Source organism: Hymenobacter metallicola (assembly GCF_004745645.1).
Lineage (GTDB): Bacteria > Bacteroidota > Bacteroidia > Cytophagales > Hymenobacteraceae > Hymenobacter > Hymenobacter metallicola.
This window is the reverse complement of record NZ_SRMB01000001.1, coordinates 1,121,347-1,138,797: the sequence shown is the minus strand read 5'-3', so window position 1 is coordinate 1,138,797 and position 17,451 is coordinate 1,121,347. Positions and strand designations below refer to the sequence as shown.

Below are 17,451 nucleotides of genomic sequence, written 5' to 3'. Positions count from 1 at the left end.
CCTCATGAAGCTGCTCGTTCTGCTGTCCCGCTTTCCCTTCCCGCTCGATAAGGGCGACAAACTGCGGGCTTTTCACCAGCTCCGCTACCTGGCCCAGCACCACGAAATCTGCCTGCTGGCCCTCACCGACGAGCCCGTGCCGGAAGCTTCTTACGCGGCCGTGCGCCCGCTGTGCCGGGGCGGCTTGCACGTGCATGCCCTGGGCAAGCCCGGCATTGCGGCCAACATGGCCCGGGCCCTGGCCACGGGCCTGCCTTTTCAGGTGGGCTACTTCTATGATGCTGCCGCCCAGCGCCGCCTCGACGCGCTGCTGCGCGAGTTTCGGCCCCAGCACGTGTATTGCCAGCTCATTCGCATGGCCGAATACCTGCGGCCCCACGCCGGTACGTATGCCATGACCCTGGATTACATGGACGTGTTTTCGGCCGGCATGCAGCGCCGGGCCCGGCAGGCCCCGGCTTGGCAGCGCCCGGTCATCAGCCTGGAAGCCCGGCGCCTGCTGCGCTACGAGGCGGCGGTGTTCGGCTGGTTTCAACACCACACCATCATTTCCGACCAGGACCGCCAACTCATCAACCACCCCGAGCGGCAGCGGATTCACGTGGTGCTCAACGGCATCGACACCGACTTTTTCCAGCCCACGGATACGGCGAAGGAGTATGACCTCGTCTTCTGCGGCAACATGAGCTACCACCCCAACGTGGATGCGGCCGAGTTTCTGGCCACCGAAATTCTGCCCCTGGTACACCACACCCACCCCCGGGCCCGGCTGCTGATTGCCGGTACCACGCCCGCCGCCCGGGTGCTGGCCCTGGCCTCGCCCGCGGTGGTTATCAGCGGCTGGCTGCCCGATATCCGGGATGCCTACGCCTCGGCCCGGGTGTTTGTGGCCCCCATGCGGGTGGGTACGGGCTTGCAAAACAAGCTGCTCGAAGCCATGGCCATGCGCCTGCCCTGCGTGACGACACCCTTGGCCAATAATGCTTTGCGCGGGGTGCCGGGCGAGGATTTGCTCGTGGGCCAAACCGTCGCCGAGCTGGCCGCCCACATCACCCAGCTGCTGACCGAAACCGAGCCTGCCGCCGCCCTGGCCGCCCGGGGCTTGGCGTTCGTGCGCCGCCACTACAACTGGGCCGCGGCTACCAGTCGGCTTGAGGCCTTGTTCGCCAGCCACAAGGGTAGTGACAACGGTTAGCAGCAGACTCCCGAGGCACCCACATCGGCTTGCCCCAGGCTCCTGCAGAACAGGGCTGCCTAGTAGGTATGATCTGTCACTAACGTCTTTGTCACAAACTGGCATGTGGCGAAGACGTTAGTGACAAATGTCTGAATCTCGCCTGGTGTCACAGTTGTCTATACATACTCATTCGTTGTGACACATGGTGGGAAGTCTTCCGCTGGGCCGGCTACTCAACCCATTTCTGGCCCCGCGCCGAAAAGCCGGCTCAACCCTCGTAACTTCGCGCCGCCGTCGGTGGTTATGCTGCCGGGCGCATTACTCTCCTGCTCCCCCAACCCCATGCTTGACTCTATTGAAGACGCTATTGCCGATATCCGCGCCGGCAAAGTGGTAATTGTAGTGGACGACGAGGACCGCGAAAACGAAGGCGACTTCATTTGCGCCGCCCGCTGCGCCACCCCCGAAGTCATCAACTTTATGGCTACCCACGGCCGGGGCCTGGTGTGTGCTCCGCTTATCGAGCAGCGCTGCGACGAGCTGGGCCTGGAGCTGATGGTGGGCCGCAACACGGCCCTGCACGCGACGCCCTTCACCGTGAGCATCGACCTGCTCAAGAATGGCGTGACGACCGGCATTTCGGCCTCCGACCGTAGTAAAACCATTCTGGCCCTGATTGACCCCGACACCAAGCCCGAGGAATTAGGCAAGCCCGGGCATATTTTCCCCCTGAAAGCCCGTAAGGAAGGCGTGCTGCGCCGCGCCGGTCATACGGAGGCCGCCATCGACTTGTCGCGGCTGGCGGGCTTCGAGCCGGCCGGGGTGCTGGTCGAGATTCTGAAGGAGGACGGCGAAATGGCCCGCCTGCCCGATCTGCAGGAAGTAGCCAAGCGCTGGAATCTGAAGCTGATTTCGGTGCAGGACCTGATTAAGTACCGGCTGCAGAAGGAAAGCCTGATTACCCGCGACATCGAAGTGCAGCTACCCACCGAGCACGGTGATTTTGAGCTTGTCGCCTTCACCCAGCGCTCGACTAATGCCCAGCACCTGGCCCTGGTCAAGGGCGACATCAGCGGCGACGAGCCGGTGCTGGTGCGTGTGCACTCTTCCTGCGTGACGGGCGACATCTTCGGCTCCTGCCGCTGCGACTGCGGCCCCCAGTTGCACAAGGCCATGGAGCAGATTGAGCGCGAAGGCCGCGGCGTGATTGTGTATATGAACCAGGAAGGCCGCGGCATTGGCCTGCTCAACAAGCTGCGGGCCTACAAGCTGCAGGAGCAGGGCCGCGACACGGTGGAAGCCAACCTGGAGCTGGGCTTCGGCATGGACGAGCGCGACTACGGCGTGGGCGCCCAGATTCTGCGCGAGTTGGGCATCAGCAAGATGCGCCTGCTCACCAACAACCCCCGCAAGCGCACCGGCCTGGTGGGCTACGGCCTGGAAATCGTGGACACGGTACCCATCGAAATTGCGGCCAACCAGCACAACGAGCGGTACCTGGCCACCAAGCGCGACAAGCTGGGCCACACCATCCTAACCAAGGACCGCACTCCCCACGCCGACCCCGACTCGGCCGTGCCCGTACGGTAAGCCGGCCAGCGTACTACCCCACAAAACACCCGACACCAGCCCGTGTCGGGTGTTTTTGTTGGTAGGGCCCCGGCTTGGGAAACCCCGCCGCTGAGGTTTCCTACCACCAGGTGGTGCTGCATGCCGGGCGAGAATACCTACTTCTAGGTATTGTGCTGACTTTCCCGGTACCGGAATTTTGGGGGTTGTGTCGCCGACGCAACGTCCATCCTTCGGGCACTTTCAGGTTGTCCGGCTATTTCCTGGGGCCTAGCCCTTACTTTCTGCATGCAGCACGTTTCCTCACACACCTCTTTTCGGGCCGCGCAACGGGCCCTTATTCTTTCTGTTTGCCGGCTTTGGCGCTACGTGGCGCTTCTGATGCTGATGGTGCTGCGGCCGGGCCTGGGGCTGGCCCAGGGACCCGCTTGGCAGCTGGCCCAGGCCGGTAATCCGATGCAGGCCGGGGGCTCGGGCACCAGCACGACGACCGGTACGGCCGTCGACGCCAGCGGCAATGTGTTTGTGACCGGCTATTTCAGCGGGCAAGTTGCTTTTGGCACCACTATGCTCACGAGTGCGGGCGGCACCGACGTATTTGTGGCCAAGTGGATGCCCGCTACCAACTCCTGGGCCTGGGCCCAGAGTGGCGGCGGCCAATACGACGACAAAGGCAACGGCATTGCCGTGAGCGGCACGAATGTGTACCTGACCGGCGCCATCAATGAATTTTACTACTCCTCTGGCTACGGCACCATGCCCAGCAGCCCGCAGGCCAGTTTCGGGGGAATAAGCGTGTATAGTTCTGCCAACTCGTACTCCTACGGCTCCACGCACTCAAGCTTTTACGGGACCGACTACCTGTATCATAACATGGTCGTAGCCTGCTACACCGATAATGGCACCTCGGCAACCGTGAAATGGGTGCAGAGCAGCTCCGCGTCCCAAGGCGGAAAAGGGATAGCCGTGAACGGAAATGCTGTCTACGTTATCGGTCGTCAAGTTTTACCCTATACGTCTACCTCCGAGCACTGTCAGGCATTCAGAGGCTGCCACACCGATTATTATTACGGTTCGCAGAGCAATATAATCCTGTTTCGGTATAACGATATGGGTACTGCAGGCAATTATGCCTGGGCGCAGACGGCCGGGGGAAGCGGCCGGGACGAAGGCTACGGGGTAGCGGCGAGTGGGAGTTCGGTCTACATTACGGGCATCATTTCCAATAACGCGGCGGATGCCAGCGCCGTGCGCTTTGGCACCACGGCCGTGCCGGGAGCCAGTGCTACCGGCTCGTCCGATATGGTAGTAGCTCGCTATACCGATGCCGGCGTTTTCGGCTGGGCGCGGGTAGGGGGTGGCACCGGGGAAGACATTGGCCAGGGCATAACCGTGAACGGAGCCAACGTGTACGTTACGGGTTCGATCTACAATAATGCGGCCGATGCCCATGTCGTCCGTTTTAATGGCACGGCCGTGGCCGGCGCCAGTGCCACGGCCAGCGCCGACGTGCTGCTGGCCCGCTACACCGACGCCGGGGCCTTTGGCTGGGCCCGGGCGGGCGGGGGCACGGGCGAAGACCGGGGGCTGGGCGTAGTTGCCAACAGCACGGCGGCTTACCTGACCGGCTACACCACCAACACGGTTGCCAATGCCAATACCGTGCGTTTCAACGCTGTTAATGTTGTTGGAGCCAGCACCACGTTGAGCAAAGACCTGCTGGTGGCCCGCTATGCCAACAGCGGTACCTTCAGCTGGGCCCGAACCGGCGGGGGCGCCGGCGCCGATGAAGGCGGTGGTATTGCCGTGAGCGGCACCAGCCTGTCGGTGGGTGGCTATACGGCTAGTGCCTCGGCCGCCTTCGGTACGGCTACTGGCTCCCCGCTAATGGGCGGCCGGGAGGCTACCAACCGGGCCGTGGTGGGCAACCTGCTGGATGCCACTGCCAGCGGAAGCTGGCAAACCATAAAAGGCAGCAGCCACGGCGGCACCAGCACGACGACCGGTACGGCTGTCGATGCCAGTGGTAACGTATTTGTAACCGGCACTTTCTCGGGCGAGGTAGCTTTTGGGGCTACCACCCTGGGCAGTGTGGGCGGCAACGACCTGTTTGTGGCCAAGTGGGTGCCCGGCACCAGCACCTGGGCCTGGGCCGTAGCGGCCGGGGGAACCGGCGCCGACGGCAGTACCGGCATAGCCGTTAGCGGCCCGGCGGTATACGTGACCGGTACAGTGTATAACAACAGCGCCGATGCCAATGCCGTGCGCTTTGGCTCCACCGCCCTGGCCGGCGCCAGTACCGTTGCCAGCGAAGATGTGCTGGTGGCCCGCTACACCGACAATGGTACTGCTGTGACCTTCAACTGGGCCCGGGCCGGCGGCGGCACGGGCCTGGACAAGGGCACGGGCATAGCCGTCAGCGGCCCGGCCGTGTACCTGACCGGCTCTATTACCAATACCACTACCGATGCCAACGCCGTGCGCTTCGGTACGACGGCCGTAGCGGGGGCTAGTGGCACATCCGGCGAAGATGTGCTGGTGGCCCGCTATACCGACAACACCAGTAGCGCGGCCCTGAACTGGGCCCGGGTCGGTGGCGGCACGGGTGCCGATGTTGGGGCTGGCATAGCCGTCAGCGGCCCGGCGGTATACGTGAGCGGTACAGTGTATAACAACAGCGCCGATGCTAATGCCGTGCGCTTTGGCTCCACCACCCTGGCCGGCGCCAGCGCTACCGCCAGCAACGACGTGCTGCTAGCCCGCTACACCGATAACACAACCAGCGCGGCGCTGAGCTGGGCCACCGTGGGTGGGGGAGTCGGCGCGGATCAGGGCGCCGGTATTGCCGCCAGCGGCAACGCCCTGTACCTGACCGGCTCGTTCAGCAACAATGCCGCCGATGCCAACGCCGTGCGCTTTGGCGGCGCCGCCCTGCCTGGCTTTGGCACCAACGCTTATTACTCGGATATTCTGGTGGCCCGCTACACCGACAACACCAGCAGCGTGGCCCTGAACTGGGCCCAAGCGGGTGGGGGCGAACAGTTCGACAAGGGGACCAGCATTGCGGTAAGCGGCACTGCCGTGTACGTAACGGGCGCGGTTGTCAACGACGGTAGCAAGCCCATCCGCTTTGGCGAAACGCCAGCTTATGGGGGCACGGCCTACAGCCAGGACGTGGTGGTGGCGCGCTACACCGACAACACCAGTGCCGGGGTTTTCGAATGGGCTACATTCGGTGGGGGCAATAATAATGACCTGGGCGCCAGCCTGGCCCTGAGCGGTAACTTCGTGTACGTTGGGGGATTCGTGACTCCGGCGGCTACGTTTAGCAACCTGACGATAACGAATCCGGCCTCTACCAGCGTCAATTTTCTGGGGGCTCTGGATATTACCAAGCCCCATATTGGCTGGGTGTCGCCCGCTAGCGGGGTTGCCGGTACCACCGTTACGCTCAGTAACTACCTGCTCAGCGGGGCCAGCAACCTGGTGGTGAATGGGGTTAGTACGCCTATTGTCGCTAATACGGCGTCTACTATCAGCTTCGTGCTGCCCGCCGGCGCCGGGCCCACCAACCTGATAACGGCAAGTACTGCCGCCGGCCCAGTGAGCACCACGGCCTTCACCGCCCTGCTAAGTCCGCTCAGCCTCAACCCCGGCGTTAACGCCCGTTCGGCGCCGTTGACCAACTCCAGCGTGGCCCTTACCTTCAGTGAGCCCATAACGGCTACACCTCCCGGCTCGGCTATTCACGTATTCTCGGCCCAGGCCGGTGGGCGGAAGGCCGGGAGCGTGACGCTGAGCGGCAGCACGCTCAGCTTTGCCGCCGCGGCCAATACGCCCACTACTTCGTTTAAGCCCGGTGAGGTAGTCCGCGTAACTCTACCCAATGGGGTGCAAAATGCGGGCGGGCTACCGGCCTCCAAACGGGTGTACCAGTTCACGACCGGTACCGCCGGTACGGGGGGCGGAAATTTCCAGGCTCCGGCCACCAACGCGGAACCCGGCGTAGGCGCCGCGCCCAGCAGCGTGGCTACGGCCGATGTGGACGGCGACGGCGACCTGGATGTACTGACGACCAATTCGACCACCCAGGTGGTAACTGTGCGGCTCAACAACGGCAGCGGGGTCTTCGCGCCGCCCGCTACGGGGGCTACGGTTGGAGTCGGCTACAATTCTGCCAGCGTGGTCACCGGGGACGTGGACGGCGACGGCGACCTGGACCTGCTCACGGCCAACTCGGATAACAACACGATCAGCGTCCGGCTCAACAATGGGGCCGGTGGCTTTGCCGCTCCCGCCTCCAATTCGGAAGTGTACGTGGGCTCTGGTCCTCGCTCCGTGGCCCTGGGCGACGTCGACGGTGACGGTGACCTGGACCTGGCCGCGTCGAACTACTACGGCAACACGGTCAGCGTGCGTTTCAACAACGGCAGCGGCATCTTCAACGGCCCGAGCAATACGGACCTTTACTTGGGCTATTATCTGCAGGAAACCACCCTGGGCGACATCGACGGCGACGGTGACCTGGACTTGCTGGTGGTCGGCTCCAATGACCAAGCCGTGTTCGTCTGCCTCAACAACGGAGCCGGTATCTTCAGCAGCAGCGGGCAGCGGGTATATGTGGGAACTACCCCCACCGGCCTGGCAGTCGGCGACGTGGATGCCGACGGTGACCTGGACCTGCTGACTGCCAACTCGGGCTCCAACAACGTGAGCGTCCGCCTCAACGCCGGCAACGGCTATTTTGTGGGTCCGGCGACCAATGCTACCCTGAGCGTGGGTAACAGTCCGCGCCATGTGGCCCTGGGCGACGTGGATGCCGATGGTGACCTGGACCTGCTGACTACCAACTTTGCCGGTAATACCGTTAGCGTACACGTCAACGACGGCAGCGCCAACTTCACGGTTCCTGCCGTTAGTGCCAGTATCAGTGTCGGCACCAGCCCGGTTATGACTGCCTTGGGCGACATCGACGGCGACGGTGACCTGGATGTGCTGACCGCCAACTCGGGCAGCTCGGCCGTGAGTGTCCGCCTGAACCAGGCAATGCCCTTGTCGGTTACGGCCCTGAGCTCCAGCGCCGAGCTGGCCGGGATGCCAATAACCATTCGCGGCACTGGGTTTGCGCCGGGCAGTAGCGTCCGCATCGGGGGAGTGCCGGCGGTGGGAGTGGTGGTCAACTCGTCCACCTCGATTACGGCGACGGTGCCCGCCAGTCTTCCGGCGGGTAGCAGCCCGGTGGTGGTAACGACGGGAGCCGCTTCCAGCACCAGCACCACGGCCCTGACGGTGCTAAAGCTCTACGACGGCACCACCAGCACCTGTCCTACGACCACGGCCTACACGGCCACCGGCGACGGGCAGTGGCACTACCTGCTGGCCGACAACGGCCAGGTGGTGGCCGCGCTGCAGGATACCCGCGCCGCCTTGGGCACGGTACAGGTCAATTTTCAGGTGACGGGCCCTGCAAGCCCCGTGCGGGCCGATGGGCGGGGCAATAAGTACCTGGACCGCAACTTCCGGCTTACGGCCAGCGGGGGCTCTTTCCCGGGGCAAACCATCAACATGCGCTTCTTCGGCCTGACCAGCGAGATGAGCCGTTTGCAGGCCGCGGATGCCGCCACGACCTATGCGTCCTTGCGGGTTACGCAGTACAGTGGTGCCAACGAGGATTGCCGGCTGGATAACAACGATTTTGGGCGGGGCGAATTCCGGAGCTTACCCGCTTCGGCCAGCACCCCCGGCAACGACGTGCCCTGGTTTATGGCCCAGGTAGCGGTGCCCGATCATTTCTCCGAATTTTTCCTCACCAATAGCGCCACGCCGCTGCCCGTGGAGTTAACTGCCTTCACGGCCCGCCAGCGCCCCGATGGTATTGCCCTGACCTGGCGGACGGCCTCGGAAAAGAACAGTGCCCGCTTTGAGGTGGAGCGCAGCACCGACGGGCAAACCTTTGCGCGTATCGGGACCGTGGGCGCGCAGGGAACCACGGCCAGCCCAACGGCCTACGACTTCCTGGACGCCGAGTACCCGCGCCCGGCCGCCGTGCTCTACTATCGGTTGCGCCAGTTCGACCACGACGGTAGTAGCAGCCTGTCGCCGGTGCGCACGGTGCAGCCCGCCAGCGGCTCGGCGCAGCAGCTCTATCCGAACCCGGCCCATTCTGCCGTGACCGTGACGGGTATTCGGAGCGCGGCGCCCGTGGAGGTGCTCGATGCCCTTGGCCGTCAGGTTGCCTCGGCGCGGGCCGACGCCGATGGCCGCGCCTTGCTAACGCTGCCCGCGGGCTTACCGGCGGGCGTCTACGTGGTGCGTAGTAGTGGCCTGACGCAGCGGCTGGTAGTAGAGTAAACTCCTAGAAGCTTACCAGCAAATGCCCGGTTGGCTCTTCGGAGGTAGCCGGGCATTTGCTGCTTTGGGGCGTAGCGCCCCCTGCCAAGAGAACAGCTTAAGGCTCAATCGGTCAAGCCGAGCCGTGGGCTATGCCTTGGTCTGGCTAGCGTGGTACAGAAACGAGCAGGGCGTGAACCTGCGGCGGGTAGGTGTAGTTACAGCACAAAGGAGCCCCTGGCTGGTGTGTGGCCAGGGATTCTTACCAACAAAAAACGGCATCTGCGTAAGCAAAAGCTTGATTTTTAGGCTACCTTTCTTTCGCTATGAAAACACTGCGTTCCTCCTTTAGCGTCGCTTTAGCGGCCATCCTCAGCTTCGGGGGCAGTACGGCTGCCGTAGCCCAGCAGAACGTTGCCTTCAGCCAGCAGTTTGCGGGAAGCACCGTGCTGCTCACCTCCGGCGATACGATCCAAGGCCCCTTGGTGCTGCACCGCAACGAGGACGTGATTCGCCTCACCATGCCCGACAATACCGTGAGTACGCTCTCGGCCGTGGCCGTGCAGAGCTTTGCCGTGAAAGGGCAGAAAGAAGACCGGCGCAACTACGAGGACTTCTTCGACACCCGCGCGGGCTATTACTACGGCAATCCTTATTACAGCGTGCCCCGGCCCCGGCGCGAGCGGGTCGATACCAGCCAGGTGCGGGTATTTCGGACCTACCGCTGGAACCACGACAAGGATTACAGCGACTTCAAGTCGCCGGCGTTTTTCGAGCAGCTCAGCGGAGGGCCCAGCGTCCTGCTGCGGCGCGAGGTGCTGGTCGAGCGCACGATAAACAACGGGCCCATGTACGGCCCCGGGTACGGCTATGGCTACGGCGGGTACGGGGTTCCTTCCATGAGCCGCTACCGGACGATGAAAGATGTGTTTTACCTGGGCTTGCCCAACGGCAATGTACTGCCACTGCGCAACCCCAAAAAAGACCTGCTGGCCATTTTCCGGCAGCAGGCCAAGCAAATCGAGCAGTATGCCAAGGGCAACAAGCTGGACTTTATGGACCCGCGGGAACTGGCCTCCATTGTGAACTACGCCAACTCCCTGCAGAAGGAAGCCAAGTAACAAAGTCAGTATCCTAAAGTGAAAAGGGCCTCAACCATTCGTTGAGGCCCTTTTTCGGTGGCAACGGCAAACGGCTGCAACTATAAATCCCGGCTGCGAATCAGCAGGTAGCTCAGCAGCCACAGCCCGGCAATATAGGCCAGGGCAATGGGGGCGGCCTGGGGGGGAAGCAGGGCGGTGGAGGGGCCCGTTACGGTGCTGAGCAATTCCTGGCCGGGCGTCGGGGTCAGGCTGTCGAAAATCTTGACGGGAAAATACCGGTCGATGTGGTCGGGGGTGGCGAAGCGCAGCAGGGGCTCTACCAGCCAGGCGTAGAGCAGAAAGGCCAGAAACGCGGGACCCGCTTTGCGCAGCAGAAAGCCCAGCAGGGCCGCCAGCGCCAGGTACCCCAGCGCCTGGATGCCGTAGAGGGGCACGGCGCCGATGGTTTCGGAAGACCGGCCGAAGGTTTCCGGGGAGCGGGTCAGGCCAAAGAACAACCCGACGGCCAGCACCGCCAGCGTCCCGAAAACGGCCAGTAGTGCCGATACCGCCAGTTTTCCTTGCACCAGGCCCGCCGCCGAGCTGCCATCAATGACCTGCTGGCGGAAGGTGCGGAACTGGAATTCGTCGGTGATGAGAATGATGAGCAGAATGCCCAGCAACAGATTAAAGTAGCTGGCCACGTACGCCAGTCGGGGCCAGAGCTCGGGAAAGGCGTAGAGCGTATTGCCCAGCTGCTGGCCGTTGATCTGCACGTTGCTGCCCACCGACACAAAACCAGCCAGAAGCCCTACGAAAAGCAGCAGAATGACCCATACCGTCCGGTAGGGCAGAATCTTACGAAGTTCGGCGCGAAGAAGCATAGATGGTAAAGTTGTGCAAGGGAGAGATGGTGAACTGGCGAGTTGTTCGTCTGGCGTGGTATAGCGCGGCTGCACCGTTAACTCACTATCTCTCCATTTTGCTATTTGGTGAGCTCTAGGAATTGGGCTTCAAGGCTGCGGTGGCGCACTTCCAGGCCCGCCAGCACGACGCCGCTGGCAAACAGGGCCCGGTTCAGCTCGGCCGGGGTGTGGCCCGGGGCTAGCACGGCACTGTGGCCGCCCCCGGTTTCGGGCCGCACGTCGCTTACCCAGGTCAGCTGGCCCAGGGCGTGCAGCAAGGACGCCGGGTTCAAATCCGCTTCCACGCGCAGCACTACCCGGTCGGAGGCCGCCAGGATGTCGCGCACGGGGCCGGCCGTGCGCAGCTCCCCGCGCTGCAATACGGCCACGTGGGTGCAGACCTTCTCAATCTCATCGAGCAGATGACTGGCAATCAGGATAGTTTTGCCCTGGGCTGCCAGGCGCTGAATCAGCTCCCGCACTTCGGCTATACCCTGGGGGTCGAGGCCGTTGGTGGGCTCGTCGAGTACCAGCACCTCGGGGGAGCCGAGCAGGGTGGAGGCCAGGGCCAGGCGCTGCTTCATGCCCAGGGAAAAACCCCGGAAGGCATCGTGTTGGCGGGCGGTAAGGCCTGCCAGCTCCAGGGCCGTATCCACGGTGGCCGGGTCGGCGTGCTTCACGTCGGCGGCCAGCAGCAGGTTTTGGCGGGCCGAGAGGTAGGGGAAAAAATTGGGCGTTTCGAGCAAAGCGCCCACCCGCCGCTTGCTTTGGCTGGAGAGAGGCTGGCCAAACCAGCGCACCGAGCCACCGTCGGGCCGCAGTACGCCCAGGGCCAGGCCCAGGGTCGTGGTTTTACCACTGCCGTTGGGCCCCAACAGCCCGTAGACGCTGCCCTGCTCGACCTGCAGCGTGAGGCCGCGCAGGGCCGTGGTGCCGCCGTAGCGCTTGGAAAGATTGTCGAGTTCGAGAACGGCCATGAATCTTGTAGTTCGTTAGTGGTGGTCAGTTGTTCGGTCGTACTGGTGTCTGCTTGTAGCAACTGACAGCCAACAACGGCCAACTGGTGTTATTCCACCGGCAGCTTACCGCCCTGCCAGCGCACGACCGGGTAGCGCAGGTGCGACTTTTCGTAATTCGGCGACTGGCGGTACATGAAGTCGAGCTGGGCGGCGCCGCTGCTGGCAAAGGCGGGGTTGTCTTTCTGCAGCTTCTGCAGGCGCTGGCGCAGGGCCGGGTCGCGCTGGAGCAGTTCGGCGGCCACGTCTTCAAACACGTAGTCGGAGAAATACTCTTTCTGCTGCAGGATGCCGTCGAAAAAGCCCCAGGCAAAAAAGGAGTCGGTGGCCTGAGGTTCCAGGGTTTCGACGAGGTAGCGGGCGGCGGGCTGGTCGAGGTAGGCCACGTAGTCGCCGCGGCGGAAGGTGAGGGGCTGCTGCTCGGGGCGTACTTCCACCTGGTGGTGCAAGTAATGCCCTTCGTAGGGACGCTGACCGGTTTTGTAGTCGGCAATGTAGTACACCTCCGTGGTCAGGGTGGTGTCGCGGGTGAGGCGGCGCAGCTGCACGCTGCTCAGGCGCAGGCGCTCCACGACCTCGCCCCAGGCCTGGGGAATGATGTAGGCCACGGGCCGCGTCACGCTCACCGTGGGCCGGAAGGTGTTGTAGTAGTTGATCGGGCGGGTGTAGGGCGCCTTCCGGTCGTACCAGAGCCGGGGCTGCCCGCTCACCTCACTGGTTTTGGTTTTGCCTTCGTAGCCCCGGAAGCTGATTTTCTCCGCTGACGTCGTGTCAATAGCCCAGGCCAGGGGAAACTGGGTCTGGCGTTGCAGCTGCTGAGCTGCTTCGGCGCGGGCCTGGGCCAGGGCGGCGGCATCCTGGTGCACGTAGCGCACGAGCAGGTCCAGAAAGTCGTACTGGGCCCGCACCCGCGGGGTGTAGGCCTTCAGCATGTGGGTTTCGGTGACAAACCCGATGGTGTTGAACAGGGTGGTGTAGCCGGTAGAATAGCGCGGGGTTTCCAGAAAGCCCTGCAGGCCCCGGGCATCGGGGGTGCGGCCCTCGAAGTCCACGTAGGGCGTCATCGGCGACTTGCGCTTGGCCATGCCCGCGTACAGGGCCGGCTGCAGCCGCTGGGTCAGGTACTGACTGAGCACCGGGTGCAGCTTGTCCTTCTGGGTGGCAATCAGCGTCATGGTGTACTGGTAGTCGGCCCCGTCGGAGGTGTGGGTGTCCACGTACACATCGGGCTGCCAGCGCTGAAACAGCTGGGCGAAAGCCCGGGCGTTGCGCGAGTCCTGCTTGATATAGTCGCGGTTCAGGTCCAGGTTGCGGGCGTTGCCGCGGAAGCCGTACTCCTCGGGGCCGTTCTGGTTGGCCCGGGTGGTGGAGTTACGCACCAAGGAGCCGTCCACGTTGTAAATCGGGATGATGACCAGGGTCACGTTTTCCAACTGCCGGCGCAGCTCCTTTTTCTGCACGTAGTCGCGGGCCAGCATCATGGCCGCGTCGATGCCCTCGGGCTCCCCGGGGTGAATGCCGTTCTGGATAAAGACCACCCGCCGGTTTTTGCGCCGCACCGATTCTGGGTCGGCATCCCCGTCCAATGACACCACTACTTCGTGCAGGGGCTGGCCGATATCGGTGGTACCGGCTTCGCGCAGGAGGATTTCGGGGTAGGCTTCGTCGAGGCGCTGGTAGTAGGCAATGCACTCGGCGTGGGTCGTGGTGGTGTTGCCGTTGCCTTTTTCAAAAGGCGTGCGCCAATCCGGGGCGGGGGCGGAAACGGTCAGAAGCGCGGAAAGCAGGAAGGCGAGCATGCGGACGAATGTAGCAAAGAGCCGCGAAGCTAGAGCTAAAATGCCGTATACCCCCGTGCTCCGCCTTGGTCTGGCTACGAGGGCCGCCGAAACGGGCCGCGGCCGGCCTTAGTACAACCGGCGGCGGGCCGGAAACAGGGCCTGGTCGAGGCTGTATTTGCCCGGACCGATAAAGAGCAGGCCCAGAAACAGGATGCCCGATTCCAGGGCGTGGGAGTAGGCGTTGAAATCGTCGCCGCTGAGCACGTGCATCAGGGTGGCCATCAGCATAGTGCCCACCAAAACCGCGCAGGCCACGCGGAAAAACAAGCCCAGGGCCAGCAGCTGCCCGCCCACGGCTTCGGCCAGGGCCGCCACCAACCCCCAGGCTGCGGGAGCAAAGTCGATACCTACCATTTTCATCACGCCTCCAACTTGCGTCCACATTGCCGGCCCGCCCATCAGCTTGGGGTAGCCGTGGATGGTGAACATTACCCCAATCCCGACGCGGAGCAGTAGCAGGCCCAAATCGTGGTAACGGTAGCGGTTTTCAAACAAGACCATAGAAGGAGAGTAGGCTAGGCGGCGAGGTTTGGCGGAGGGGAAGAAAGGTATATAGGAAGACTACCATCGTTGCCAAAGTACAAGATTTATGGTGGAATACCATAAGCCCACGGTTGAGCTACCGCACCCGCACGCCCATGATGCGGGTAGCCGGCGGGATGTCGGCCGTGCTCATGTCGGTGCCGTGGTTGGCGGGCAAAGACTTTTCGTCCAGAATCCAGCCGATGCGCATCTGGCCCGATATGGCGACAAAGTCGTCCTCGTCCTGGCGTACGCGCGTCAGGCCGTACACTTGCCGGGCTGCCCCGAACGGGGAACCTACCCCGATGCCCTCGGCCGTGCGGTACTGCGGGTCGTAGACGCGGATGCGGCGCAGGGTAACCACCGAGTCGGGGCCGCTGATAAACTCCAGTATGGTTTCCGGGGCCTGGGGCTGCTGGGCGTCGCGCAGGCGGTAAGCCGGGTAGGTGACTCCTTTATACTGATAGGAAGTTTTGGTGAGCTGGGCAGCCGGTACCAAGGCCAGCAGCTCCCGTTCCTTCATGTTAAGCCGCAGCCGGCCCACCTGGCTGGGGCTAATCAGGTGGAGCGAATCGGGCAGGTTGGCGGCCGAGGAGCCGAGCGCGGCGGGGTCGGTGGTGCCGGTGCTCCCGGCAAAGGGGGCTTCCGAGCCGGAAGAGGCGGCCGGGGTGCGCCCCGCGGGCGAGTCGCAACTGATGAGTAGCAGCAGCAGGGCCGCGGAAAGGTAGCTTGGGTTGATCATGGTTGGCAGGAAATACGGGGGCAGCACGCCGGGCGTTGACGTATACAGCAGCTTTCTACGTGTAACCGCCCAACTCCGGCCCTTGTGTACCTTTGCCCGGATATTGTACCACTAAACTCCGCTGCCCGTGCCTGCTACAGCTCGTAAACCGCTGATTTTGATTTCCAACGACGACGGCATCACGGCCCCGGGCATCGCCCTGCTGGTGCGCGTGATGCGCCGCATCGGCGAGGTGGTGGTGGTGGCGCCCAACTCGCCGCAGTCGGGTATGGGCCACGCCATTACCATCGGCACCTCCCTGCGCCTCGACCCCAGCACCATTTTCGAAGGCATCGAGGCCTACGAGTGCAGCGGCACGCCCGCCGACTGCGTGAAGCTGGCCAAGCACGTAGTGCTCAAGGACCGCACCCCGGATCTGGTGGTATCGGGCATCAACCACGGTTCCAACTCCTCGGTGAACGTGCTGTACTCGGGCACCATGTCGGCCGCCATTGAAGCCGCCATTGAGGGCCTGCCCGCCATTGGCTTTTCCCTCTGCGACTACGGGCACCAGGCCGATTTTTCGCACACCGAAGAATGGGTGGAGCACCTCACGCGCCAGGCCCTGGCGCACGGCATTCCGGTGGGCACGGCGTTGAACATCAACTTCCCCAAGAAGCAGGCCCAGCCCATTGCCGGCGCCCGGCTCTGCCGGCAGGCCCGGGCCAAGTGGCAGGAGGAGTTCGATTTGCGCTACGACCCGCACAACCGGCCTTACTACTGGCTGATCGGCAATTTCGTGAACGAGGACCAGGGCGAGGATACCGACGAATTTGCCCTGGCCCAGAACTATATTTCCATCGTGCCCTGCCAGTTCGACCTGACGGCCCTGCACGGCCTGACGCAGATGAACGAGCAGTGGCAGCTGGGATTACAGGGCGGCAAACCAATCAAAACGGTTTCGAAAGCAACGTCGCCCCAACCCCCGCAGAAAGCCAAGCCGGCCCCGGCCGCCAAGAAAACGGCTAAGAAGTAAGCGGCGGCTTTGGCCAAAACGAGCTCCGAAACCGCCTTTCGGAGCTCGTCGCGTTTTGGTGGGTGCCAGCCTAACGGCAGCAATAGAGCTGTACCAAAACAGGCGGTGCCAAAAACTTTTGGTACCGCCTGTTTTGGTACAATCCGCTACGAGTGGCCCTTGGTCGGCTGGCAGGAAGCAGCCTCGCACGCCCAGACGCGTTTGTGCTTTATCTTCCCCCCAAATTCACTCCGCTACGCTTGCTAATGCTACTCAACTCCCGATTTGTTGCCGCCGCGCTGCTGGCGCTCGGCTTGTCCCGGCCCGCGGCGGCCCAGGTGTATACCGCCGCCGACCCGCTGGCGCACACTTTTTCTATCGTGGCCCGCGACCCGGCCACCGGCGATATGGCCGTGGCCGTGCAGAGCCACTGGTTTTCGGTGGGCACGGCCGTGTCCTGGGGCGAGGCCGGGGTGGGCGTGGTGGCTACGCAGTCGTTTACCAATAAGTCGTTCGGGACCCGGGGCCTAGCCTTGCTGAAAAGCGGCAAAACCGCCCAGCAGGCCCTCGACGAGCTACTGGCTACCGACGAAGGCCGGGAGGTGCGCCAGGTTGCCATTGTGGATGCCCGCGGCAACGTGGCCACCCATACGGGCAAGAAATGCGTGGACTTGGCCGGGCATATCAAAGGCAACCAGTTTTCGGTGCAGGCCAACATGATGCTCAACGACAAGGTGTGGCCCGCTATGGCCAAGGCTTACGAGCAAAACGCCAAGTTGCCCTTTGCCGAGCGGGTATTGTCGGCCCTGGAAGCGGCCCAGGCCGCGGGCGGCGACATCCGCGGCAAGCAGTCGGCGGCTTTGCTGGTGGTGCGGGGCAAAGCTACGGCCGCGCCCTGGGACGACCGGCTGATTGATTTGCGGGTGGAAGACAATGCCGCTCCGCTGCCCGAGCTGGCCCGCCTGCTGCGCCTCACCCGCGCCTACGACCATATGAATGCCGGCGACCTGGCCGTGGAGAAAAATGATATGCCCCGGGCCATTGAGGAGTATCAGGCGGCCGAGAAGATGTTTCCCGAAAACCTGGAAATGAAGTACTGGCACGCCATTACCCTGGCCAACAAGCAGCAGCTGCCCGCGGCCCTGGCCCTGCTCAAACCGATTTTCCGGCAAGACCCCAACTGGCGCACCCTCACCGAACGACTACCCAAAGTGGGCCTGCTCACGGTAACAGAAGCTGAGCTCAAGCAGATTCTGAGCTTAAAATAGCAACG

At 63.3% G+C, this 17,451-nt stretch carries 11 protein-coding genes; 6 read left to right on the top strand and 5 right to left on the bottom strand.

What is annotated here, in order from left to right:
• Window positions 1-4: 4 nt before the first annotated feature.
• The 4 genes from E5K02_RS04775 to E5K02_RS04760 all read left to right on the top strand — a co-directional run bounded on the left by E5K02_RS04775 (window position 5) and on the right by E5K02_RS04760 (window position 10,197).
• Window positions 5-1,195 (top strand): glycosyltransferase, encoded by a 1,191-nt coding sequence (locus E5K02_RS04775; protein ID WP_135392582.1) that lies wholly within the window; start codon window positions 5-7, stop codon window positions 1,193-1,195.
• A 324-nt stretch (window positions 1,196-1,519) separates the two neighbouring features.
• Window positions 1,520-2,767 carry a bifunctional 3,4-dihydroxy-2-butanone-4-phosphate synthase/GTP cyclohydrolase II gene (locus E5K02_RS04770; RefSeq protein WP_135392580.1) on the top strand — a complete coding sequence of 416 codons (1,248 nt, stop codon included), beginning with the start codon at window positions 1,520-1,522 and terminating at the stop codon, window positions 2,765-2,767.
• 267 nt (window positions 2,768-3,034) lie between these two features.
• Window positions 3,035-9,097, top strand: a complete 6,063-nt coding sequence (locus E5K02_RS04765) for an FG-GAP-like repeat-containing protein (RefSeq protein ID WP_135392578.1) — start codon at window positions 3,035-3,037, stop codon at window positions 9,095-9,097.
• A gap of 305 nt (window positions 9,098-9,402) precedes the next feature.
• Window positions 9,403-10,197 carry a hypothetical protein gene (locus E5K02_RS04760; RefSeq protein ID WP_135392576.1) on the top strand — a complete coding sequence of 265 codons (795 nt, stop codon included), beginning with the start codon at window positions 9,403-9,405 and terminating at the stop codon, window positions 10,195-10,197.
• A gap of 80 nt (window positions 10,198-10,277) precedes the next feature.
• On the opposite strand, the gene E5K02_RS04755 is transcribed toward E5K02_RS04760, so the two are convergent.
• The 5 genes from E5K02_RS04755 to E5K02_RS04735 form a co-directional block, all read right to left on the bottom strand.
• A complete protein-coding gene (locus tag E5K02_RS04755; RefSeq protein ID WP_135392574.1) occupies window positions 10,278-11,042 on the bottom strand; it encodes an ABC transporter permease in 765 nt (254 codons plus the stop codon).
• Window positions 11,043-11,143: 101 nt separating this feature from the next.
• Complete coding sequence (locus tag E5K02_RS04750; protein WP_135392572.1) at window positions 11,144-12,040, bottom strand: ABC transporter ATP-binding protein; 897 nt, start codon at window positions 12,038-12,040, stop codon at window positions 11,144-11,146.
• Window positions 12,041-12,129: 89 nt separating this feature from the next.
• Window positions 12,130-13,878, bottom strand: a complete 1,749-nt coding sequence (locus E5K02_RS04745) for a M14 family metallopeptidase (protein ID WP_135392570.1) — start codon at window positions 13,876-13,878, stop codon at window positions 12,130-12,132.
• 108 nt (window positions 13,879-13,986) lie between these two features.
• Complete coding sequence (locus tag E5K02_RS04740; RefSeq protein WP_135392568.1) at window positions 13,987-14,421, bottom strand: DoxX family protein; 435 nt, start codon at window positions 14,419-14,421, stop codon at window positions 13,987-13,989.
• Between the two features lie 118 nt (window positions 14,422-14,539).
• A complete protein-coding gene (locus E5K02_RS04735; RefSeq protein ID WP_135392566.1) occupies window positions 14,540-15,184 on the bottom strand; it encodes a hypothetical protein in 645 nt (214 codons plus the stop codon).
• A gap of 121 nt (window positions 15,185-15,305) precedes the next feature.
• Here E5K02_RS04735 and surE point away from each other — a divergent pair, with 121 nt between their 5' ends.
• Together surE and E5K02_RS04725 are read left to right on the top strand one after the other, a co-directional pair.
• Window positions 15,306-16,199 carry a 5'/3'-nucleotidase SurE gene (surE, locus tag E5K02_RS04730; RefSeq protein WP_135392564.1) on the top strand — a complete coding sequence of 298 codons (894 nt, stop codon included), beginning with the start codon at window positions 15,306-15,308 and terminating at the stop codon, window positions 16,197-16,199.
• Window positions 16,200-16,444: 245 nt separating this feature from the next.
• Window positions 16,445-17,446 carry a DUF1028 domain-containing protein gene (locus E5K02_RS04725; protein WP_135392562.1) on the top strand — a complete coding sequence of 334 codons (1,002 nt, stop codon included), beginning with the start codon at window positions 16,445-16,447 and terminating at the stop codon, window positions 17,444-17,446.
• Window positions 17,447-17,451 lie beyond the last annotated feature (5 nt).